This is a genomic window from Actinorugispora endophytica (assembly GCF_004363075.1).
In the GTDB taxonomy this organism is placed as follows: Bacteria; Actinomycetota; Actinomycetes; order Streptosporangiales; family Streptosporangiaceae; genus Actinorugispora; species Actinorugispora endophytica.
In genome coordinates this window covers 105670-123979 of record NZ_SNYN01000009.1, presented here as the reverse complement: position 1 = coordinate 123979, position 18310 = coordinate 105670, and the positions used below count along the sequence as shown (strand labels likewise).

At 70.8% G+C, this 18310-nt stretch carries 11 protein-coding genes and 1 other RNA gene; 3 read left to right on the top strand and 9 right to left on the bottom strand.

Annotation, left to right across the window (positions count from 1 at the left end):
* The first annotated feature begins 303 nt into the window (after nucleotides 1-303).
* The 3 genes from EV190_RS13565 to EV190_RS13555 all read left to right on the top strand — a co-directional run bounded on the left by EV190_RS13565 (nucleotide 304) and on the right by EV190_RS13555 (nucleotide 4604).
* Nucleotides 304-3051 carry a CDP-glycerol glycerophosphotransferase family protein gene (locus EV190_RS13565; RefSeq protein ID WP_133741910.1) on the top strand — a complete coding sequence of 916 codons (2748 nt, stop codon included), beginning with the start codon at nucleotides 304-306 and terminating at the stop codon, nucleotides 3049-3051.
* Between the two features lie 59 nt (nucleotides 3052-3110).
* Nucleotides 3111-4166 carry an aminotransferase class V-fold PLP-dependent enzyme gene (locus tag EV190_RS13560; RefSeq protein WP_133741909.1) on the top strand — a complete coding sequence of 352 codons (1056 nt, stop codon included), beginning with the start codon at nucleotides 3111-3113 and terminating at the stop codon, nucleotides 4164-4166.
* 123 nt (nucleotides 4167-4289) lie between these two features.
* Nucleotides 4290-4604 carry a hypothetical protein gene (locus EV190_RS13555; protein WP_133741908.1) on the top strand — a complete coding sequence of 105 codons (315 nt, stop codon included), beginning with the start codon at nucleotides 4290-4292 and terminating at the stop codon, nucleotides 4602-4604.
* A gap of 12 nt (nucleotides 4605-4616) precedes the next feature.
* On the opposite strand, the gene EV190_RS13550 is transcribed toward EV190_RS13555, so the two are convergent.
* The 9 genes from EV190_RS13550 to EV190_RS13510 form a co-directional block, all read right to left on the bottom strand.
* Complete coding sequence (locus EV190_RS13550; protein WP_133741907.1) at nucleotides 4617-4913, bottom strand: MTH1187 family thiamine-binding protein; 297 nt, start codon at nucleotides 4911-4913, stop codon at nucleotides 4617-4619.
* A gap of 360 nt (nucleotides 4914-5273) precedes the next feature.
* Nucleotides 5274-5643: a transfer-messenger RNA gene (ssrA, locus tag EV190_RS13545) on the bottom strand.
* A 441-nt stretch (nucleotides 5644-6084) separates the two neighbouring features.
* Complete coding sequence (locus EV190_RS13540; RefSeq protein WP_243742556.1) at nucleotides 6085-8031, bottom strand: penicillin-binding transpeptidase domain-containing protein; 1947 nt, start codon at nucleotides 8029-8031, stop codon at nucleotides 6085-6087.
* 12 nt (nucleotides 8032-8043) lie between these two features.
* Nucleotides 8044-8508: an SsrA-binding protein SmpB gene (gene smpB / locus EV190_RS13535; RefSeq protein WP_133741906.1), complete on the bottom strand. Its 465-nt coding sequence runs from the start codon at nucleotides 8506-8508 to the stop codon at nucleotides 8044-8046.
* 28 nt (nucleotides 8509-8536) lie between these two features.
* Nucleotides 8537-9445 (bottom strand): permease-like cell division protein FtsX, encoded by a 909-nt coding sequence (ftsX, locus tag EV190_RS13530; protein WP_133741905.1) that lies wholly within the window; start codon nucleotides 9443-9445, stop codon nucleotides 8537-8539.
* Between the two features lie 480 nt (nucleotides 9446-9925).
* The gene (ftsE, locus tag EV190_RS13525) at nucleotides 9926-10615 is read right to left on the bottom strand and encodes a cell division ATP-binding protein FtsE (RefSeq protein WP_133741904.1); all 690 of its coding nucleotides are present in this window, start codon (nucleotides 10613-10615) and stop codon (nucleotides 9926-9928) included.
* 321 nt (nucleotides 10616-10936) lie between these two features.
* Nucleotides 10937-12052 carry a peptide chain release factor 2 gene (gene prfB / locus EV190_RS13520; protein ID WP_133741903.1) on the bottom strand — a complete coding sequence of 372 codons (1116 nt, stop codon included), beginning with the start codon at nucleotides 12050-12052 and terminating at the stop codon, nucleotides 10937-10939.
* Between the two features lie 49 nt (nucleotides 12053-12101).
* Nucleotides 12102-12953, bottom strand: a complete 852-nt coding sequence (locus EV190_RS13515) for a hypothetical protein (RefSeq protein ID WP_133741902.1) — start codon at nucleotides 12951-12953, stop codon at nucleotides 12102-12104.
* 138 nt (nucleotides 12954-13091) lie between these two features.
* On the bottom strand, nucleotides 13092-17945 hold the full coding sequence (locus EV190_RS13510; protein WP_133741901.1) for an NAD-glutamate dehydrogenase: 4854 nt from the start codon (nucleotides 17943-17945) through the stop codon (nucleotides 13092-13094).
* Between the last annotated feature and the right edge of the window lie 365 nt (nucleotides 17946-18310).

The following is an 18310-nucleotide window of genomic DNA, read 5'->3' as shown; positions in this document are numbered from 1 at the left end:
GCACCAAGGGCGTTCCTCCCGGCGTCTTCGGGTGATCGAGCACCCCTGCCGCGCCGCCTCGCGGTCCTCGCACAGCGGAGCCCCGTCTTGGAGGAGCGAGCCCGGAGTGATCTGAGAAGCCCCCTGAACGCCCCGCTCCCTCCCCGTCCCTCCCTCCCCGCGGCCCCACCCCGTCGCGCGAAGCACCCGGTTCCGACACGAACGGCCCCATCGCGGCGCGGAGCCCCCTCCCACCGGTCCGAGCAAGGGCGGCACGCCCCCGGCCCCGCAGAGACCGCATCCCAGGAAGAGAGACCACCCCTTATGGCACAGAACCCCGAGGCCGCCGTGCCGCAGGAGCTGACCCAGCTCCTGAAGTACCTGCCCGAAGCCGAAGACGAGGAGCGCGGGCGGTTCTTCGCCGCGGCCGACGCGTTCCTGCGCGACACGGCGCCGGACGTCCTGGCGCGGTTCCCGCCGTTGAGCCGGATCAAGTGGCAGCTGGCACGCGAGCGGCGGATCGACGAACTCGTCTCCGTCATCAGGTTCGAGCGGGAGAACCCGTCCGCGTTCAACCTGAGGGGGTGGCGCAACCCCAGGGCCGAGGTTCCGGGGCTCGTCGGCGCCCCTCTCTCCGACGACACCGTGCGGCTCAGGCCGTCGGAGATCCCCATCCGCACCAAGCTCACCTCGATGACCTGGCACGACGGCAAGCTGCGCCTGGAGGGGTACGCCTACCTGGACAACGTCCCCGTCGGGGAGAAGCCGCGCCTGCCCCGGTTCGCCTGGCTCAGCCAGAAGGGGAGCAAGCGCCGGATCCCGCTCAAGATGACCCCGCGGCTCGACGTGGGGGCCACCATCGACTCGGGCCAGGCCCTGCACCGCTACGACTGGTCCGGCTTCGAGATCACCGTCGACCCCGACCGCCTGCGGTCGGGCAGCCGCTGGCAGACCGGGCAGTGGTCCCTGGTCATCGGGCTCCTCGGCCCGGGCGGCCTGCACAAGGGCCAGATCAAGAAGGGGGAGATCGGCAGCGCGGGTCACCCCCTCGCCCAGGAGGTCTCCGACGGGGTCCGCCTGGTGTGCCGGTTCCCCAAGGGCTCCCTGGAGCTGTCCGTGGACGAGACCCCCGTCCGGGTCGAGCGCCACGAGTTCACGCAGGACACCCTGCGGCTGGACCTGCTCGCCACCTCGGCGCCGACCGGCGTCCGGATCACCCACACGGTCGACGGGACCGAGTCCGGCCGCGACTACCCGGTCTCCGCCGGTGAGCCCTTCGAGGGCCGGATCCGCTGCTCGGCCTCCGTCCCCGTGGCCGACCTCCGCGTGGCCGCGTCCGCGGGCGACGAGACGCGGACGCTGCGGACCACCGTCCTGTTCGCCGACGGCACCACCGCCCAGCCCGTGGCCGGGGCCTCGCTGACGCCTGACGTCCACCCGTCGCCCGACGGCCGCGAGACCGCCGTCAGCATCGACGGCACCGGCCTGTTCTCGCTCTTCGACCGCGTGGCGCAGCCCGTCGTCGACCACACGGAGTGGACCGCCGACGGCGACCTGGTCCTGGCGGGCCGCTACTCCGGTCCGGACCGTGAGATGGACTTCATCCTCCGCCACGGCCAGCGGTTCGAAGAGGTGCGGCTGCCCCTGGAGCGCGACGGCGACCGCTTCCGCGTGCGCGTCAGTCCCGAGCGGGTCGAGCGGTACGGCGCGGAACTGCCGCTGAGCCGCGGCCGCTGGTACTTCTCGTTCCGCCTCAGCGACGCCTGGGGCCACGAGGACGACGCCCCGGTGAAGCTGCGCGGCGACCTGCTCACGGGGCTGCCCTCGTCGAACCGGGGGAAGGGCCGGACCTTCACCCTGAGCCGCCGCTTCCACGACCGGATCTTCCTGCTGTCCGGCAACCCGCTCACCGACGAGGAGCGCGGCGCCTACCGGCAGCGCTCCCTGCGCGAGGGCCACTACCCGGCGCAGCAGGCCCTGCCCCTCCGGGAGGCCGTCCTCTACAACAGCTTCGGCGGCAAGCAGTACTCGGACTCGCCCCGCGCCATCCACGAGGAGCTGGTCCGCCGCGGCGTCGAGGTCGAGCACCTGTGGACGGTGGACGACCAGCAGGTGGCCGTGCCCGAGGGCGTCACCCCGGTGGAGTGGCACAGCGCCGCCTGGTACGAGGCCCTGGCCCGCAGCCGCTACGTCGTCACCAACGTGGGCATCAGCGACTGGTTCACCCGCCGGGAGGGGCAGGTCGTCGTCCAGACCTGGCACGGCACCCCGCTGAAGAAGATCGGCGCGGACCTGCTCGGCACCCCCAAGGCGAACCGCGCCTACATCGCGAACCTGCCGCACCGCTCCCGGCAGTGGGACTTCCTGGTCTCCCCGAACACGTTCACCACTCCCATCATGAAGAACGCGTTCCGCTGCGAGACCGAGATCCTGGAGTCCGGCTACCCCCGCAACGACGTCTTCCACTCCCCCGACCGGGACAAGACCGCTCAGCGGGTGCGCGAGCTCCTCGGCATCCCCGCCGGCAAGCGGGTCGTGCTGTACGCGCCGACGTGGCGGGACGACCAGCGGTACGCCCGCACCCGGTTCAAACTCGACCTCCAGGTGGACCTCGCGGCCGCGGAGCGGGAGCTGGGCGACGACCACGTCTTCCTGTTCCGCAAGCACCCCAAGGTCCTGGACAGCATCCCCGGCGCGGGCCAGGGCTTCGTCTGGGACGTCTCCAAGTACCCCGACATCGCCGACCTCTACCTGATCGCCGACGTCCTGATCACCGACTACTCGTCGGCGTTCTTCGACTTCGCGCACTCGGGCAAGCCGATGCTGTTCTTCACCTACGACCTGGAGCACTACCGGGACACCCTGCGCGGGTTCTACTTCGACCTCACCACCCGCGCCCCGGGGCCGCTCATCCAGACGTCCGAGGAGCTGGTCGAGTCGATCCGGGACCTGGACGCCGTGGCCGAGCGGCACCGCGACCGGTACGCCGCGTTCGTCAGGGACTTCTGCGACCCCTCCGACGGTCTGGCCACCACCCGGGTCGTGGACCGGATGCTGAAGGGCTCCGGCTGACACCGGTCCCGCGCACCCGGCGACTGACGTCCGGTCGCCGGGTGTGCCATTCTTCGGACATGGATCTTCACTCCGCGCAGGCGCTGTGGGACGTAGAGACCGCGTGGTTGAACACCGCCCAGTACGGGCTCGCCCCGCGGGCGAGCGCGCGGGCGCTCACCGACGCCGTGGCGGTCTGGCGGCACGGGCGCGGCGGCCCCGAGGCGTGGGGGGCCGCGTCCGTGCTGGCCAAGGAGCGGTTCGGACGCCTGGTGGGGGTCGCCGGCTCCGAGGTCACGCAGGGGGCGTCGGTGTCGCAGCTGCTCGGACCGGCCGGGCTGGCCGTACCGGACGGCGCCCGGGTACTGGCCCCCGAGGGCGAGTTCACCTCGAACCTGTACCCCTGGTCGGTGCACGCGGACCGGGGCGTGAAGGTGTCGACCGTGCCGCTGGGCGAGCTGGCCGCCTCGATCGACTCGTCGACCTGGCTGGTCACGTTCAGCCTGGTGCAGTCGGCGACCGGCGAGATCGCGCCGGTCGAGGAGATCCTCGCCGCGGCACGGCGGCACGGGGCGCTGGTGTGCGTGGACGCCACCCAGGCGGTCGGCTGGCTCCCGGTGGAGGCCGACCGCTTCGACGCCCTCGTGTGCGCCTGCTACAAGTGGCTGATGGCGCCGCGCGGTCTGTCGTTCGGCTACTTCTCGCCCCGGCTGCGCGACCGGATGCGCCCCGTCTCGGCCGGCCCCAACGCCACCGCCGACATCGCGGCCTCCTTCTACTCCGACGAGATGCGGCTGTCCGAGACCGCCTCCCGCTTCGACATCTCCCCCAACTGGTTCGCCGCCGTGGGCGGGGCCGCCTCGCTGGGGACGGTCCTGGACATCGGGGTGGAGCGGATCCACGACCACGACGTGGCCATGGCCAACCGCTTCCGGGAGGGCCTCGGCCTGCCGCCCGGCGACTCCGCGATCGTCTCGGTGGGCCTCCCGGACGCGGGGGAACGGCTGCGCGCCGCGGGGGTGTGGGTGTCCGAGCGCGCGGGCCAGGCCCGCCTGGCCTTCCACGTCTACACCACCACCGAGCACGTGGACCGCGCGGTCGCGGCACTGCGCCGATCCGGCACCGGCGTGTCTTGAGCACGGTTCGCGTCCATCCGGCCGCGAGGGGTGAGAATACGGGGCGGGGCCCGTCCGGCGAACCGTTCCGAGACCGCGGCCCCGTCCCAGGGCCTTTTCCACTCCACCGGTAAGGACGCCGCCATGGTCTACCCCGAGCACACCCGCCCCACGTCCCCGTCGGTGGTGTTGACGAGGTCGAACGAGCGGCAGCACCTGGCGCGGCTGGCCTCCGCCCTGGCCCCGTACGGAATCTGGGCCAGGGTGATCGAGGATGGCGTTCCGTTCCTGCGCGCCAGCAACCCGGCGTCCGAGTTCGCCACCGAGGACATCGCCTGCGAGCGGAGCGCGTACGGCTACGCCTTCGTGACCTCGTTCGGACTGCGGGTGGGCGGCAGCGACCACCCTCCCCGGAGTGCCCGGCGGATCGCTCTGCTGCTGGGGGTCACCGCCCCCTGACCGGGACCGCGCTCAGTCCCCGCGCAGTTCGGCCTCGACCGCCTCGACCTTGCTGGTGAGGCCGTCGGTGACACCCTCGCGGATGTCGGCCTTGAGGACCAGGCTGACCCGCGGGGCGCCCTCCCCCGCGGCCTCGACGGCACGTTTGACGACGTCCATGACCTCGTCCCACTCACCCTCGACACTGGTGAACATCGCGTCGGTGCGGTTGGGCAGGCCGCTGTCCCGGACCACCCTGACGGCACGGGCGACAGCAGGCGCCACCGACTCCCCGACGCCCATCGGACTCACTGAGAATGCGACGATCATGCGACCAGTCTATGAAGCGTCCAGCGCGGAGGCGATCCGCGCACCGGTACTCCGGGTGGGCCGTCCGGCCTCGTGCCACGCGGAGCACGGGGTCACGGCGGGCGGCGACGGCGGGTGCGGGGCGAGGTCGCGCCCACGATGACCGTTTCGCGTGGTCTCTGTTGATGATCTTGTTGTTGTCCCCCTGAAATCAAGGTTTTCGGGGGGACAACAGCAAGGTCATCGGACAGGGTCCCTGGGGGAGCGCGAACCGGGTCGCTCCGCGCGGCCTCGGCCGCAGGGGGCCTCGGGGCGGGGAATCTCCTGGAGAACACGAAGAACGGCCTGGCGCGTAAGCGCGCAGGCCGTCTCGTCTGGGTCTCGTGGAGGTGGCGGGAATCGAACCCGCGTCCTTCAGTGCTGCAATAGGGCTTCTCCGGGCGCAGTCTGCTTTGCGTTCTACTCGGCCCCGGCACTCTCGCAGACGAGTCGCCGACAGGCCCAGCCACGTGATTTTCCCGGTCAGGCCCCGTGGCCTGATCTGACCGGTGAGTCTCCTAACGATGCCGGACCCTGAGGCGGAGACGCCCTCAGGCCGACAGAGTCGCTATCGCTTAGGCAGCGAGAGCGAACTCAGTGCGCTTGGAATTGGCACTTGTTGGTTTGCGATCGCAGTGTTAACGAGGTTGCGTTCGCGGTCCTCGGCCCGCTTCCCCTACAACAACCACCGAAGTCGAAACCGATCACCCCCATGTTCACTTTTCAACGGGCCCCGAAGGGCCCGGCAGGCGGGACCACCGGAGTGGCTCCGCTCGGTCCTACGCTACCGGTACAACGGCCCGGGGGCCAACATGATTCCCGTCCCCGGCGACCTGCTTCCACCGGTCCTTCACGGCTCCCGCTCCCGGCGGGGCCTCCCGGACCCGGCACGCCCCCGCTTCCACGGAAGGCGTGCCGGACACGAGAAACCCCCGCGGGCGCGGACGGGATCCATCAACGCTGCCCGCGAGGGCGGCCGGCAGGGTCGGGCCGGCCTCGAAACAACAGGGCCTCCCCCGAGACGAGGTCCTGTCTCCTGAACTGGATTCCGCGACCCCCATCACGGGTCCAGTCATACGTGAAGACGCCGGGCGCGGCCCGGATGGTTGCCCCGTCCCGGGTAAGAAAACCGGGCGGTCCCGCGTCCCGCCGGTCAGGCGCCGGAGGCTGTCTCCGCCCCGGTGTCCTCGGCCGCGCCGGCGTCGATCGGCTGGACGTAGTCGGCCAGCAGCTGCAGGAACGAGACGCCCGAGTTCACCGCGAACTGGTAGGTGTGCTCGGGTGGCGTCTCCACGACCACGGCGAAGGCCACGTGCCCCTGGTAGCCGACGAACCACTGGACCGACGTCTCCTCGCCGTCGATGTCCTGCCGGGCCAGACCGGTCTGGGCGTGCACCGGGACGGTCGCGCTGATGTTGGCCGCGGCCGCGGAGCCCTCCTGGACCGAGGTCAGCATCATCTCGCGCAGCGGTTCGACGACCTCGGAGGCCAGGTCGGGACCGGGCTCGGCCTGCTCCCGGGAGTCGTCCTGGACGAGCCGCGGCGCGTGCCACCGGCCGTCCGCCACGGTCCCGGCCGCCAGGGCCATGGTGAGCGGGCTGACCGTGACCCCGCCGGCTCCCACCATCGCGGCGGCGGCGGACTCCTCGTCGGTCGGGGCGGTGAACTCACCGCTGAAGGTCGGCACCGACAGCTGCCAGGGCTGTCCGATCCCGAAGGCGGCGGCGGTGTCGGCCAGGGCGCCGTCGTTCACCTCGCCCGCCAGTCCGGCGAAGGCCGTGGTGCAGCTGAAGGCGAAGTCCCGGATCAGGTCCGGCGCCCCGTACAGCATCCCGCCGCTGGGGTTGGTGAAGGTCGTGTCGCCGACCTGCGTGCTCTGCTCGCACGGCACCGGCGTGTCCGCCCCCATGCCCGATCCCAGCAGCGCCGCGGCCGAGACGATCGTGAACGTCTCCCCCGGCAGGTACTCCTTGGTGAACGCGCCGTCGTTGGCCGTCCCCTCGGGCCGCGCGGCCGAGGCCAGGACCTCGCCGGACCGCGCGTCGACCGCCACCAGGTAGGCGCTGGTGGTGATCGTGGCGAGGGACTCCTCGGCGGCCCCCTGCACGGTGCTGTCGATGGTGGTTCCCAGCGAGCCGCTCTCGACTCCGGACCAGGTCTCCAGGACTCCGGTCTCCTGGCCCGCGGTGTCGAGCGTGACGATCCTGGTGGTGGCCGTCCCCGCGAGCTGCTGCTGGTAGCTGCTCTGCAGGCCGCTCAGGCCCACGGTGTCGCCGGCCTGGTACGGGCCCGAGACGCGGGTGGAGACCTTGTGCTCGGCCGTGCCCGCGACCTCGCCGACGACCGCCGAGGCGCTGGTGGGGGTGAGCGGCATGTTCAGCTGCGCGGTCTCGACCCCGGGGATCTTGGTGGCGTTGGTCCTCAGCGAGCCCGGGACGTCCTGGGTGCGCTTGAGCACCAGCGGCTGGAACTCGTCGGGCGGGGCCGAGCGGACCCGGTTGAGCAGCGGCTCGGGGTCCTCGCCGAGCAGTTCGGCGAGGCTGTTGACGCCCTGGGTCATGTCCGCCATCTCGGCCGGGCGGACGCCGAACGCGGTGACCTCGGTCTCGCCGACGAGCGGCTCGCCCTCGCGGTCGAGGATCTGGCCGCGGTCCGGCACGGCGTAGGTGACGGCGAGGCGCTCGCCGTCGCCCAGGTCGGGGTGGATGACCGCGGACGACCAGTTGACGGCCCAGCCGCTGGAGGTGCGGGTGAGCGGCATGGAGCCCTCGTAGCGCCACACCGGGTCCCCGATACCGAGGTCGGCCTGGACTCCGAAGCTGGCCGAGGCGGTGTCGCCGTCCTTGTCGATGTGGCCGAGACTCAGCCGCAGCGCCGCCAGGTCGAGCTGGTCGTGCGCCTGCCGGAGCGTCTCGGCGACCTCCGCGACGTCACCGTCGGTCTGGCCGGCCGCCGCCTCGTACTCACCGGACTGCCAGTTCAGGAGGAAGTGGCGGACCGCCACCTCCGGGCTCGGTTCCGCCGCGCAACCTGTGGCGACGACGACCGCGGCGAGACTCATGGCCGCGGCGAGGGATCGGCGGACGTGTCGGGGGGACACCTAGTCTTCCTTTCAGCGCCGACGGCGCAGGGCGCGTTCGATGTCGCGCTGGGCCTCTCGGTCTGCGAGATCGTGGCGTTTGTCGTACTCGCGCTTGCCCCGCGCCAGAGCGATCTCGACCTTGGCGCGACCGTCGCTGAAGTAGAGCGACAGCGGCACCAAGGTCCGACCCGACTCGCGGGTCTTGGCGATCAGCTTCGCGATCTCCTCGCGGTGCAGCAGGAGTTTGCGAGGCCGACGCGTCATGTGGTTCGTCCACGTCCCCATCGTGTACTCGGGGATGTGCACGTTCTGCAACCAGACCTCGCCGTCCTTGATCAGGGCGAAGCCGTCCACCAGCGAGGCGCGGCCGGCGCGCAGGGACTTGACCTCGGTGCCCGTGAGCACCAGGCCCGCCTCGTAGGTGTCCTCGATGTGGTAGTCGTGCCGGGCGCGCCGGTTCTGCGCGATGGTCTTGCGCCCTTTTTCCCGTGTCACTTGGGTCCGCTTCCTTTCCGCCGCCGCCTCAGACCCGCAGGTAGCGCCGGAGCGTGAGGAAGGAGGCGATCGTACAGAGCAGCACGCCCAGGATCATGGACATCCCGACCACCGACATGACCGCTCCCATGCCGAGCTGGACGTTGAACTGGAACCAGTTCTGGATCTTGTCCAGAAGGAAGAACTTCGTCGCGATGATGAAGCCCGCCGCGAAGATACCGCCGATGAGGCCGGAGATCGCCCCCTCCAGCAGGAACGGCAGCTGGATGTAGAAGTTGGAGGCCCCGACCAGCCGCATGATACCCGTCTCGCGGCGGCGGCTGTAGGCCGACAGCCGGATCGTGTTGGCGATCAGCAGCGCCGCCGCGGCCAACTGGACGATGGCGACCGTCAGCGCGGCCCACTTGAGGCCGTCGAGCAGTTCGAAGAACTGGTCGAGCACGTTCTTGTCGTTGGAGACCATGTCGACGCCCGCGCGGTTCTGGACGCTCTCCTGGACCGTCTCGTACTGCGAGGGGTCGGCCAGCTGGACCCGGAAGTTGTCCGGGATGTCGCCCTCCTGGGTGGCCTCGACGAGGGCCTCCCGGTTGGAGAAGCGGTCCTGGAAGTCCTGCCACGCCTCGGCCTGGGACACGTACTCGACGCCCGCGACCTCGGACATGGACTCCAGGTCCGACTGCAGGGAGGTGCGGTCCTCGTCGGTCGCCGGGCCGTTCTCGATGCAGTGGTCGCTGGGGGAGCTCTCGGTGCACAGGTAGATCGTGATCGAGATCCGCTCGTCCCAGAACCCGCGCATCGCGCTGACCTGCTGGTTGATCAGCATGCCGGCGCCGAAGAGGGCCAGCGAGATGGCGACCGTGGTGATGACCGCGATGGTCATCGTCAGATTTCGCCGCAGGCCGATCCAGATCTCAGAGAGTACGAACTGTGCTCGCATGATGTGTTAAAGGTCCATCCTTGTGGGGCTTCACCGCGCCGCTCGACCGGCGCCGGTGACTGGAGAGCCGCTGGATCGTGTTGTCCGGGGCGTTCCGGGTTCGCCCTGCCCCCGGGGCAGGGCCTCCGCCGCGCGGGAGTCGCGAAGCGGCGCGGTAGGGCGTCCGCTGACCCGAAAGCATCCGGAAGACACTCTCTAGGCAGTGTTCTGCTGCACAGGCTCTGCGAGCCCGGGATTCACGAAAAGACAGGATTTGGGGCGCGTTCCCCGAATCACTCCGGGCTCGACCCTCCTCCGGGACTGGGACCCGCCACGCGAGACCGCGGAGCGGCCCGCGGCTCCGGCACCGCTCACACGGCCGACCAGGAAGGCTTCCATGTCGGTCATCGCGAGGCCGCACGGTCGTGGCGGCTTCGCGAACCGTTCCGCGAGCACCGTCCTGGACGACCGCCCGCCGGTTCCGAAGCGTCCGGACACACCCTAGTACGCCTGGCCGTAGACGCCGCGCGACTGGTCGCGGACGACCTCGCCGTCCTCGAGCTCGATGACGCGCTTGCGCATCGAGTCGACGATGGCGGCGTCGTGCGTCGCCATGACGACGGTCGTGCCGGTGCGGTTGATTCGGTCGAGCACCTTCATGATGCCGATCGAGGTGGCCGGGTCGATGTTTCCGGTGGGCTCGTCGGCCAGCAGGATCTGCGGCCGGTTCACGAACGCCCGGGCGATCGCCACGCGCTGCTGCTCGCCACCCGAGAGCTCGTCGGGCATGCGGGTCGCCTTGCCCTCGAGACCGACCAGTTCGACGACCTCGGGGACGACCTTGCGGATGAACCGGCGGGGTTTGCCGATGACCTCGAGCGCGAACGCGACGTTCTCGAAGACGTTCTTGTTCGGCAGCAGCCGGAAGTCCTGGAAGACGCAGCCGATGCGGCGACGCAGGTGCGGCACCTTCCAGTTGGACAGTCGCGCGAGGTCCTTGCCCGCGACGTGGACCCTGCCCTTGGTCGGCTTCTCCTCTTTGAGGACCAGCCGGAGGAACGTTGACTTACCCGAACCGGACGGTCCGACGAGGAAGACGAACTCTCCCTTGTCCACGTCGATGGAAACGCCGTTCAGAGCCGGTCGTTTCTGGGTCGGGTAGACCTTGGTGACGTTTTCAAAGTGGATCACAGGCGCATCACAAGGATCTCGAAGGTTGGGGCCCGCAAGCGGTGGATCCGCTCAAGGCAGTACCGGCCATAGGGCCAATCGACAGTGTAGGGGGGAAAGCAACCCGGTATGTCCAGATCCACCGTCGGTCACGGAACGTGAAACACCCCTGGTCGACCCCTGTCACCGATGGTCTTCCCTGCCCACGCCGCTCTTCGGACCCGGTGGTCACATCAATCAACAGCCAAGAGTATATCGGAAGAGTCAAGCGGTGATAACGTTCACATATACCTGCCCGGCCGTGTCCACCGCACCGCCGGCCCCCGGTCGTCCCGGTCCGGCTCAGTCGCCGTCCCGCTCGCGGCTGCGCATCCACCTGATCTCGGCGTCGATGAACTCGTCGATCTCCCCGTCCAGGACAGCGCCGGTGTTGCCGGTCTCCGCCCCGGTGCGCACGTCCTTGACGCTCTGGTACGGCTGCAGGACGTAGTTGCGCATCTGGGTGCCCCAGCTGCTGACCGAGTCGCCGCGCAGTTCGGCGAGCTCGGCCTTCTCCTCCTGGCGCTTGCGCTCCAGCAGCTTGGCCTGCAGCACCGACATCGCGGTGGCCCGGTTCTGCAGCTGGGAGCGCTCGTTCTGGCAGGACACGACGATCCCGGACGGCAGGTGCGTGATGCGCACCGCCGAGTCGGTGGTGTTGACGCCCTGGCCGCCGGGACCTGACGAGCGGTACACGTCGATCCGCAGCTCGCCCTCGTCGATGTCGATGTGGTCGCTCTGCTCCACGACCGGCACCACGTCCACCCCGGCGAACGAGGTCTGGCGGCGGCTCTGGTTGTCGAAGGGCGAGATGCGCACGAGGCGGTGGGTGCCGTGCTCGCCGCGCAGCGTGCCGTAGGCGAACGGCGCCTTGACCGTGAAGGTCGTGGACTTGATCCCGGCCTCCTCGGCGTAGGAGGTCTCGTAGACCTCCGTGGGGTAGCCGCGCCGCTCGGCCCAGCGCAGGTACATGCGCTGGAGCATCTGCGCCCAGTCGGCCGCGTCCACCCCGCCCGCCTGGGCGTTGATGCTGACCAGCGCCTCGCGCTCGTCGTAGGGGCCGGACAGCAGCGTGCGCACCTCCAGCTCGCCCACGTCCTTGCGCAGCGACTCCAGCTCGTTCTCGGCCTCGGCGAGGGTGTCGGCGTCGTCCTCGGCGGCGGCCAGCTCGAAGAGCACCCCGAGGTCGTCGAGGCGCTGGCGGATGCCCTCGACCTTGTTGATCTCGGACTCCAGGAAGGACAGCCTCCGGGTGACCTTCTGCGCGTTGTCCTGGTCGTTCCACAGCTCGGGATCGGCGGACTGCTCCCGCAGCTGCTCGATCTCCGTGCGCTTGGCATCGAGGTCCAGCACGGACTCGACGCTCGCCAGCGTGGACGAGAGTTCCTTGATCTGCTCTACGGGGTCTAGATCTGCCACACCGACCAGTCTAGGGCGTACCCGGCGCACGACTCCCCCGGAACACCGCTCAGAGCCCCGCCGCCGCCCTGGCCCGCTCCACCCGGCGGTACAGGTCGAGCACCTCCGGGTGGTCCTCCTCGACGTCCCGCACGCCGCGCAGCCGGGCCAGGGCGAAGACCGCGCCGGAGACCCTGCCCAGGCGCAGCTGCGCCTCCACGGCCTCCACCAGCGGGAGGGCCCCGCGTGAACCGCTCCAGCGGGAGGTCACCAGTTCGACGCACTCGACGTCGTACCCGGCCCCCGCCAGGGCGCGGGCCGCCCGCAGCAGCGGTTCGGGGCGGCGCGGCCCGAGGTCGCACGCGGTGCCGAACAGCGTCAGCGCCCGGTCCAGGTCTCCGCCGTGCAGCGCCCTCTCCCCCAGCATGACCGCGGCCCGCCAGCTGCCCCGCGCGTGGTCGGCGAGCCACCGGTCGGCCCCGTCAGGCCCGTCGTGCCGGGCGTGGTACTTCCAGCCCCACACCAGCGCGTCGGCGTGGTCGGGGTCATGTCGCAGCGCGTTGTCCAGCGCGGTCGCGACGTCGTTGGCGCTGTCCCGCCACGAGGCCAGCGGCGCCAGCGCGAACCAGGTGTCGGCGCGCCCGCCGCGGGCCCTGATGTGCGCCATCAGCACCTTCTCGGCCTGCTCGTGCCGGGCGCAGCCGCGCAGCGCCAGCGCGTACAGCACGACGCCCCGTTCGGGGTCGGGGTCGATGGCGTACACGCGCTCGGCGGCGGGCAGGATCTCGCTGCCGAAGCCCTCGTCGAGCGCGTCCACGACGAGCCCGCGCAGCCGGTCGGCGTCGCGCCAGGCGTCGTCCACCCGCCCCAGCAGCTCGTCGACGCTCGGGCGCCCGGTGTCCGTCGTGCCTGCCCCGTTCACTGCTCTCGACTCCACACCGCCATGACACCAACTCCGGGCCCCGGACGCCAACCCGCTTCGCCGCGCGGGGGCGGTTCCCCTGAACGGCGGAGGACCGCGCCCCCTCGGACGCGGTCCTCCGCCGTTCCGCCTCTCCGGTCAGCCGCTGGACGCGACCAGCGAGCGGATCGAACGCACCGCCACCGAGAGGGTGGCCAGGTCGAAGCGCTCGGCCTCCCAGATCTCGGACAGGATCTCGGCCGCGCGCCCGACCGCGCCGCGGTTCTGCTCGGTCCAGTGGGCGCGCAGTTCGTCCGGGCTCTCGCCGGAGTGGCCGGACCTGAGGATGATGCTGGACATGTCGGCCTGCGCGGCGTAGAGGTCGTCGCGCACGGCGCCCCGCGCCATCGTGTTCCAGCGGTCGTCGCGGGGCAGTGCGATGACGCGCTCCCGCAGCCGGCTGAGCTGCAGCTGGTCGGCGAGGTCGAAGTAGACCTCGGCGACCTCGCGCAGCGGCCGCCCGGTCTCCTCGGCGACCCGGACCAGGTCGAAGGTCGAGTAGGCGGGGACCATGCCCGCGACCTGCTCGGCCAGCTCCTCGGGCACCCCTCGGGCGATGAAGGAGTCCCGCCGTTCGACGAAGGTGTCCAGGTCGCGGCCCTGCAACATCGACGGGAGCTGCGGGACGATGAGTCCGACCCCCTCGCCGAAGCGGGCGATCTCGGCGCCGAGGTCCGGCAGGGACGTCCGGTGCCGCATCAGCCAGCGGGCCGCGCGCTCGACCAGCTTGCGCGACTCCAGCAGCATCGCCAGCTGGGTGTCGACGTCGACCCGGTAGTCGAGGCCCTCCACCGCGCGCCAGAACTCCCGCAGCCCGAAGACCTCCCTGACCAGCAGGTACGCGCGCGCGGTGTCGGCCGCGCCCGCCCCGGTCTCCTCGTTGAACCGGAAGGCGAAGGTCGAGCCCAACCGGTTGACCATGTCGTTGACCACCTGGGTGGTGACGATCTCCCGGCTCAGCGGGTGCTCGGGCATCGCGTCGGCGAAGCGCTCGCGCAGCGGCGTCGGGAAGTACTCGGTGAGCGCGCCGCGCAGGTAGGGGTCGTCGGGCAGCTCGGAGGCGAGGACCTCCTCGGCCAGCGTGATCTTGGAGTAGGCGACCAGCGTGCTGAACTCCGGCCCCGTCAGGCCCTGGCCCGCGGAGCGCCGCGCCGCGATGGACTTGTCGTCGGGCAGGAACTCCAGTCGGCGCTTGAGCTTGCCGCCGCGCTCGAGCCTGCGCAGGTAGCGGGTGTGGACGTGCAGCATGCTGGAGCTCTGCTTGCGCGCCGCGGCCAGCACCGCGTTCTGGTGGTAGTTGGTCCGCAGGACCAGCCGGGCGACCTCGTCGGTCATGCCGACGAACAGCTCGTCGCGCTCGGCCCTGGTCAGCCGCCCGGCCCGGACCTCGCGGTCCAGCATGATCTTGATGTTCACCTCGTGGTCGGAGGTGTCCACACCGGCGGAGTTGTCGATGAAGTCGGTGTTGACCCTGCCGCCCGCGAGCGCGAACTCGATCCGGGCCATCTGGGTCAGGCCCAGGTTCCCGCCCTCGCCGACCACCTTGCAGCGCAGCTCGGGCGCGTCGACGCGGACGGGGTCGTTGGCCTTGTCCCCGACCGCGGCGTGCGTCTCGGTGGAGGCCTTGACGTAGGTCCCGATCCCCCCGTTCCAGAGCAGGTCCACCGGGGCCCGCAGCACGCACTGGATCAGCTCGTACGGGGCGAGCGAGGTGACCGAGGGGTCGATGCCGAGCGCCTCGCGGACCTGCGGGGTGATCGGCACGGACTTGGCGCTGCGCGGGTGCACGCCGCCGCCTTCGGAGATCAGCGTCTCGTCGTAGTCCGCCCAGGTGCTGCGCGGCAGCTCGAACAGACGGCGGCGCTCGGCGAAGCCCGTGGCCGGGTCGGGGTCGGGGTCGAGGAAGACGTGCCGGTGGTCGAAGGCCGCGACGAGGCGGACGTGCTCGGACAGCAGCATGCCGTTGCCGAAGACGTCACCGGACATGTCGCCGATGCCCACGGCCGTGAAGTCCTGGTTCTGGACGTCCACGCCCATCTCGCGGAAGTGGTACCGGACCGACTCCCAGGCGCCCCGCGCGGTGATGCCCATGGCCTTGTGGTCGTAGCCGACCGAGCCGCCGGAGGCGAAGGCGTCGCCGAGCCAGAAGCCCCGCTCGGCCGCGATGGAGTTGGCGATGTCGGAGAAGGTGGCCGTCCCCTTGTCCGCGGCGACCACCAGGTAGGAGTCGTCCCCGTCGTAGCGGACCACGTCGCGGGGGTGGCTGATCCGGCCCTCGACCATGTTGTCGGTGACGTCCAGCAGGCCGCTGATGAACTGCCGGTAGCAGGACACCACCTCGGCCATGACGGCGTCGCGGTCGCCGCCGGAGGGCAGCCGCTTGCACACGAACCCGCCCTTGGCGCCGCTGGGCACGATGACGGCGTTCTTCACCGTCTGCGCCTTGACCAGGCCCAGGACCTCGGTGCGGAAGTCCTCGGGCCGGTCCGACCAGCGCAGACCGCCGCGCGCGACCGTGCCGAAGCGCAGGTGCACGCCCTCGACCCGGGGCGAGTAGACGAACATCTCCAGCTTGGGCAGCGGCGCGGGCAGCCCCGGGATCCGCCGCGGGTCCAGCTTGTAGACCAGGTAGGGCTTGCCGCCCCCCTCCTGGAAGTAGTTGGTGCGCAGGGTCGCCTCGACCGCCGCGAGGAAGGAGCGCAGGATGCGGTCCGAGTCGAGGCTGTCCACGAGGTCGAGTTCGCCGCGGATCTCCTCGGTGATCCCCTCGGAGCGCTCGAAGCGGCCGGTCTCCAGCCGCGGGTCGAACCGCGACTCGAACAGCCGGACCAGCAGCCCGGCGATGTGCGTGTGGGAGACCAGCACGTCGGCGACGTAGTCGGGGCTGAAGGTGCTGCCGGTCTGGCGCAGGTACTTGGCGTAGGCGCGCAGGATGGTGACCTGGCGCCAGTCGAGCCCGCCGCGCACGACGAGGGCGTTGAACCGGTCGGACTCGACCCGCCCCCGCCACAGCGCGACGAAGGCCTCCTCGAACAGGGGCCTGATCCTGCTCATCGCCGTCTCGTCCACCGGCAGGTCGGCGAGGCCGAAGTCGTAGATCCAGGCCCATTCGCGCCGCTCGCCGTCGTCGTCCGCGCGCTCCAGGCCGTACGGCCACTCGTCGACGATCTCCAGGCCCATGTGCTCCAGCAGCGGCAGCGCCTGGGACAGCGAGACGGGCGCGCCGGTGCGGTACACCTTGCAGCGCCACTCGCCCGGCAGCAGGCCCTCGGGGCGGTAGAGCCGGATCGCGAGGTCGTCGGGGCCGAGCCGGTCGATCCCCGCGACGTCGTCCACGGCGAGGGAGGCCGGGACGTCCACCTTGTAGCTCTCGGGGAAGGCGTCCCCGTAGGCGCTCAGCAGTTCGCTGGCGCGCACCGACCCGAAGCGGGCGGCCAGCTCCGCGGCGAAGTCGTCGTTCCACGAGCGGGTGGCCCTGGCGACCTCGGCCTCGAGCGAGGCGTGGTCGTAGCCCGCGAGCGCGGTGCCCTTCTCGGCGCGCACCACGATGTAGAGCCGGGCCAGCGGGGCCGAGCCGACCATGACGTTGTGGTCCATCGTGGCGCCCTTGAACGCCCTGGACAGCACCTCCTGGACGGCCAGGCGCACCTTGGTGGTGTAGCGGTCGCGCGGCATGTAGACCAGGCACGACATGTACCGGCTGTAGGCGTCGCGGCGCAGGAAGAGCTTGGTGCCGCGGCGCTCGCGCAGGCGCAGCACGCCCAGCACGATCTCGTGGAGCTCGGGCACCGGCATCTGGAAGAGCTCCTCGCGGGGGAAGCCCGCCAGGACCTCGGCGACCTCCCTGCCGTCGTAGCTGTCCGGTTCGAACCCGGACAGCTCCAGAACGTCGGCCTGCTTGCGCTTGAGGATGGGGATCTGGTCGATCGCGGCGGTCGTCGCCTCGTGCGTGAACAGCCCGAGGAAGCGGCGCTCCCCGATGACCCGCCCCCGCGCGTCGAACTTCTTGACGCCGATGTAGTCCAGGTACTTGGGCCGGTACACGGTGGCCTTGGAGTTGGCCTTGGTGAGCACCAGCACGTGCGGCTCGCGGGCCTTGCGGCGCGCTTCGCCGGGCAGCGGCCGGAACGAGTGGGGGTCGGTCGCGTCGAGGCGCAGCAGGCCCAGGCCGGTGCCGGCCTTGGCGCGCAGCCCTTCGCCGCCCTGCTCGTCGGTGACGAGCTCGTACTCCCGGTAGCCCATGAAGGTGAAGTGCCGGTCGGCCGCCCAGCGCAGGAACTCCGCGCTCTCGCCGACCTCGGCGGCCTCGAGGCCGCCGGAGACGAGGGTGTCGGCGGCTGCGTCGACCTCGGCCGCCAGGAGGAGGGCGCTGTGGCGCATCCGGGCCGCGTCCTCGTCGACGTAGCGCACGTCCGCCAGGATGTCCTCCAGCTCGCGCGCCAGCTCCTCGAGCACCGCGGGGTCGGCCTGGCGGTCGACCTCCAGGTGCATCCACGACTCGGCCAGCGGTTCCAGCGTGTACTCGTCCGGGTCGATCTCGACGATGCCGCCCGTGACGTCGCGCTCCACCCGCAACTGGGGGTGGACGATCAGCCGGACGCCGATTCCCCGGTCGGCCAGGCGCATGGTGACCGAGCTGACCAGGAAGGGCGCGTCGTCGGTGACGATCTCCACGACGCTGTGCGCGGTGTCCCAGCCGTCGCCGGGCGTGTGCGCGCGCACCTTGGCGCGCCCCTGCGGCCGGTGCTCGCCGAGGTCCCAGTGGGAGAGGGCGGGCATCACGATCTGCGCGGGGGTGCGTTCCTTGAGCTCCTCGGGAGCGACGTGCCGGTAGTACAACCGCAGGAAGCGCTCGAACCTGTCCCGGTCGGTCGGCGGCTCCGCCGAGTCCGACCAGTACTGGACGGCGTCGATCAGCAGTTGGTCCTTGGCCGCGTCAAGTTGCCCTGACATTCGCGATCTCACTCCTTTGTGAGTCGTCGGGGGTTGGGTCCGCACCTACCCGGTGACACCGAATGATGCGGGTCGTGAAGATTTGTCAAGGGGGGTCGGATCGGCCCTGGGCGGATCTGACGACCTGCGGCCCGTGCGCACAGGTCGGGGCGCGTGGACAGGACTCCGTCGTCCGGTCCGCGTCCCGCTCCAAGGCTACTGTGGTTCACAGAGGGCAACAGCGAGCGACTTGGTCAACAGTGTGTTTCACCCGTTAAGAGTGCGTTTCCGGCTGTGCGGCCGCAATTCACGACCATAGGCCGCGAACCGCGGCGGGGCCACGGCTCAGACCATATCCGGACAACCGCCGGTCCGGGGTTGACCCG

What these genes read in the sequence shown, in the direction of transcription:
- EV190_RS13565 (WP_133741910.1), top strand. Translation starts at nt 304, where the DNA reads ATGGCACAGAACCCCGAGGCCGCCGTGCCGCAGGAGCTGACCCAGCTC.
- EV190_RS13560 (WP_133741909.1), top strand. Translation starts at nt 3,111, where the DNA reads ATGGATCTTCACTCCGCGCAGGCGCTGTGGGACGTAGAGACCGCGTGG.
- EV190_RS13555 (WP_133741908.1), top strand. Translation starts at nt 4,290, where the DNA reads ATGGTCTACCCCGAGCACACCCGCCCCACGTCCCCGTCGGTGGTGTTG.
- EV190_RS13550 (WP_133741907.1), bottom strand. Translation starts at nt 4,913, where the DNA reads ATGATCGTCGCATTCTCAGTGAGTCCGATGGGCGTCGGGGAGTCGGTG.
- ftsX (WP_133741905.1), bottom strand. Translation starts at nt 9,445, where the DNA reads ATGCGAGCACAGTTCGTACTCTCTGAGATCTGGATCGGCCTGCGGCGA.
- EV190_RS13510 (WP_133741901.1), bottom strand. Translation starts at nt 17,945, where the DNA reads ATGTCAGGGCAACTTGACGCGGCCAAGGACCAACTGCTGATCGACGCC.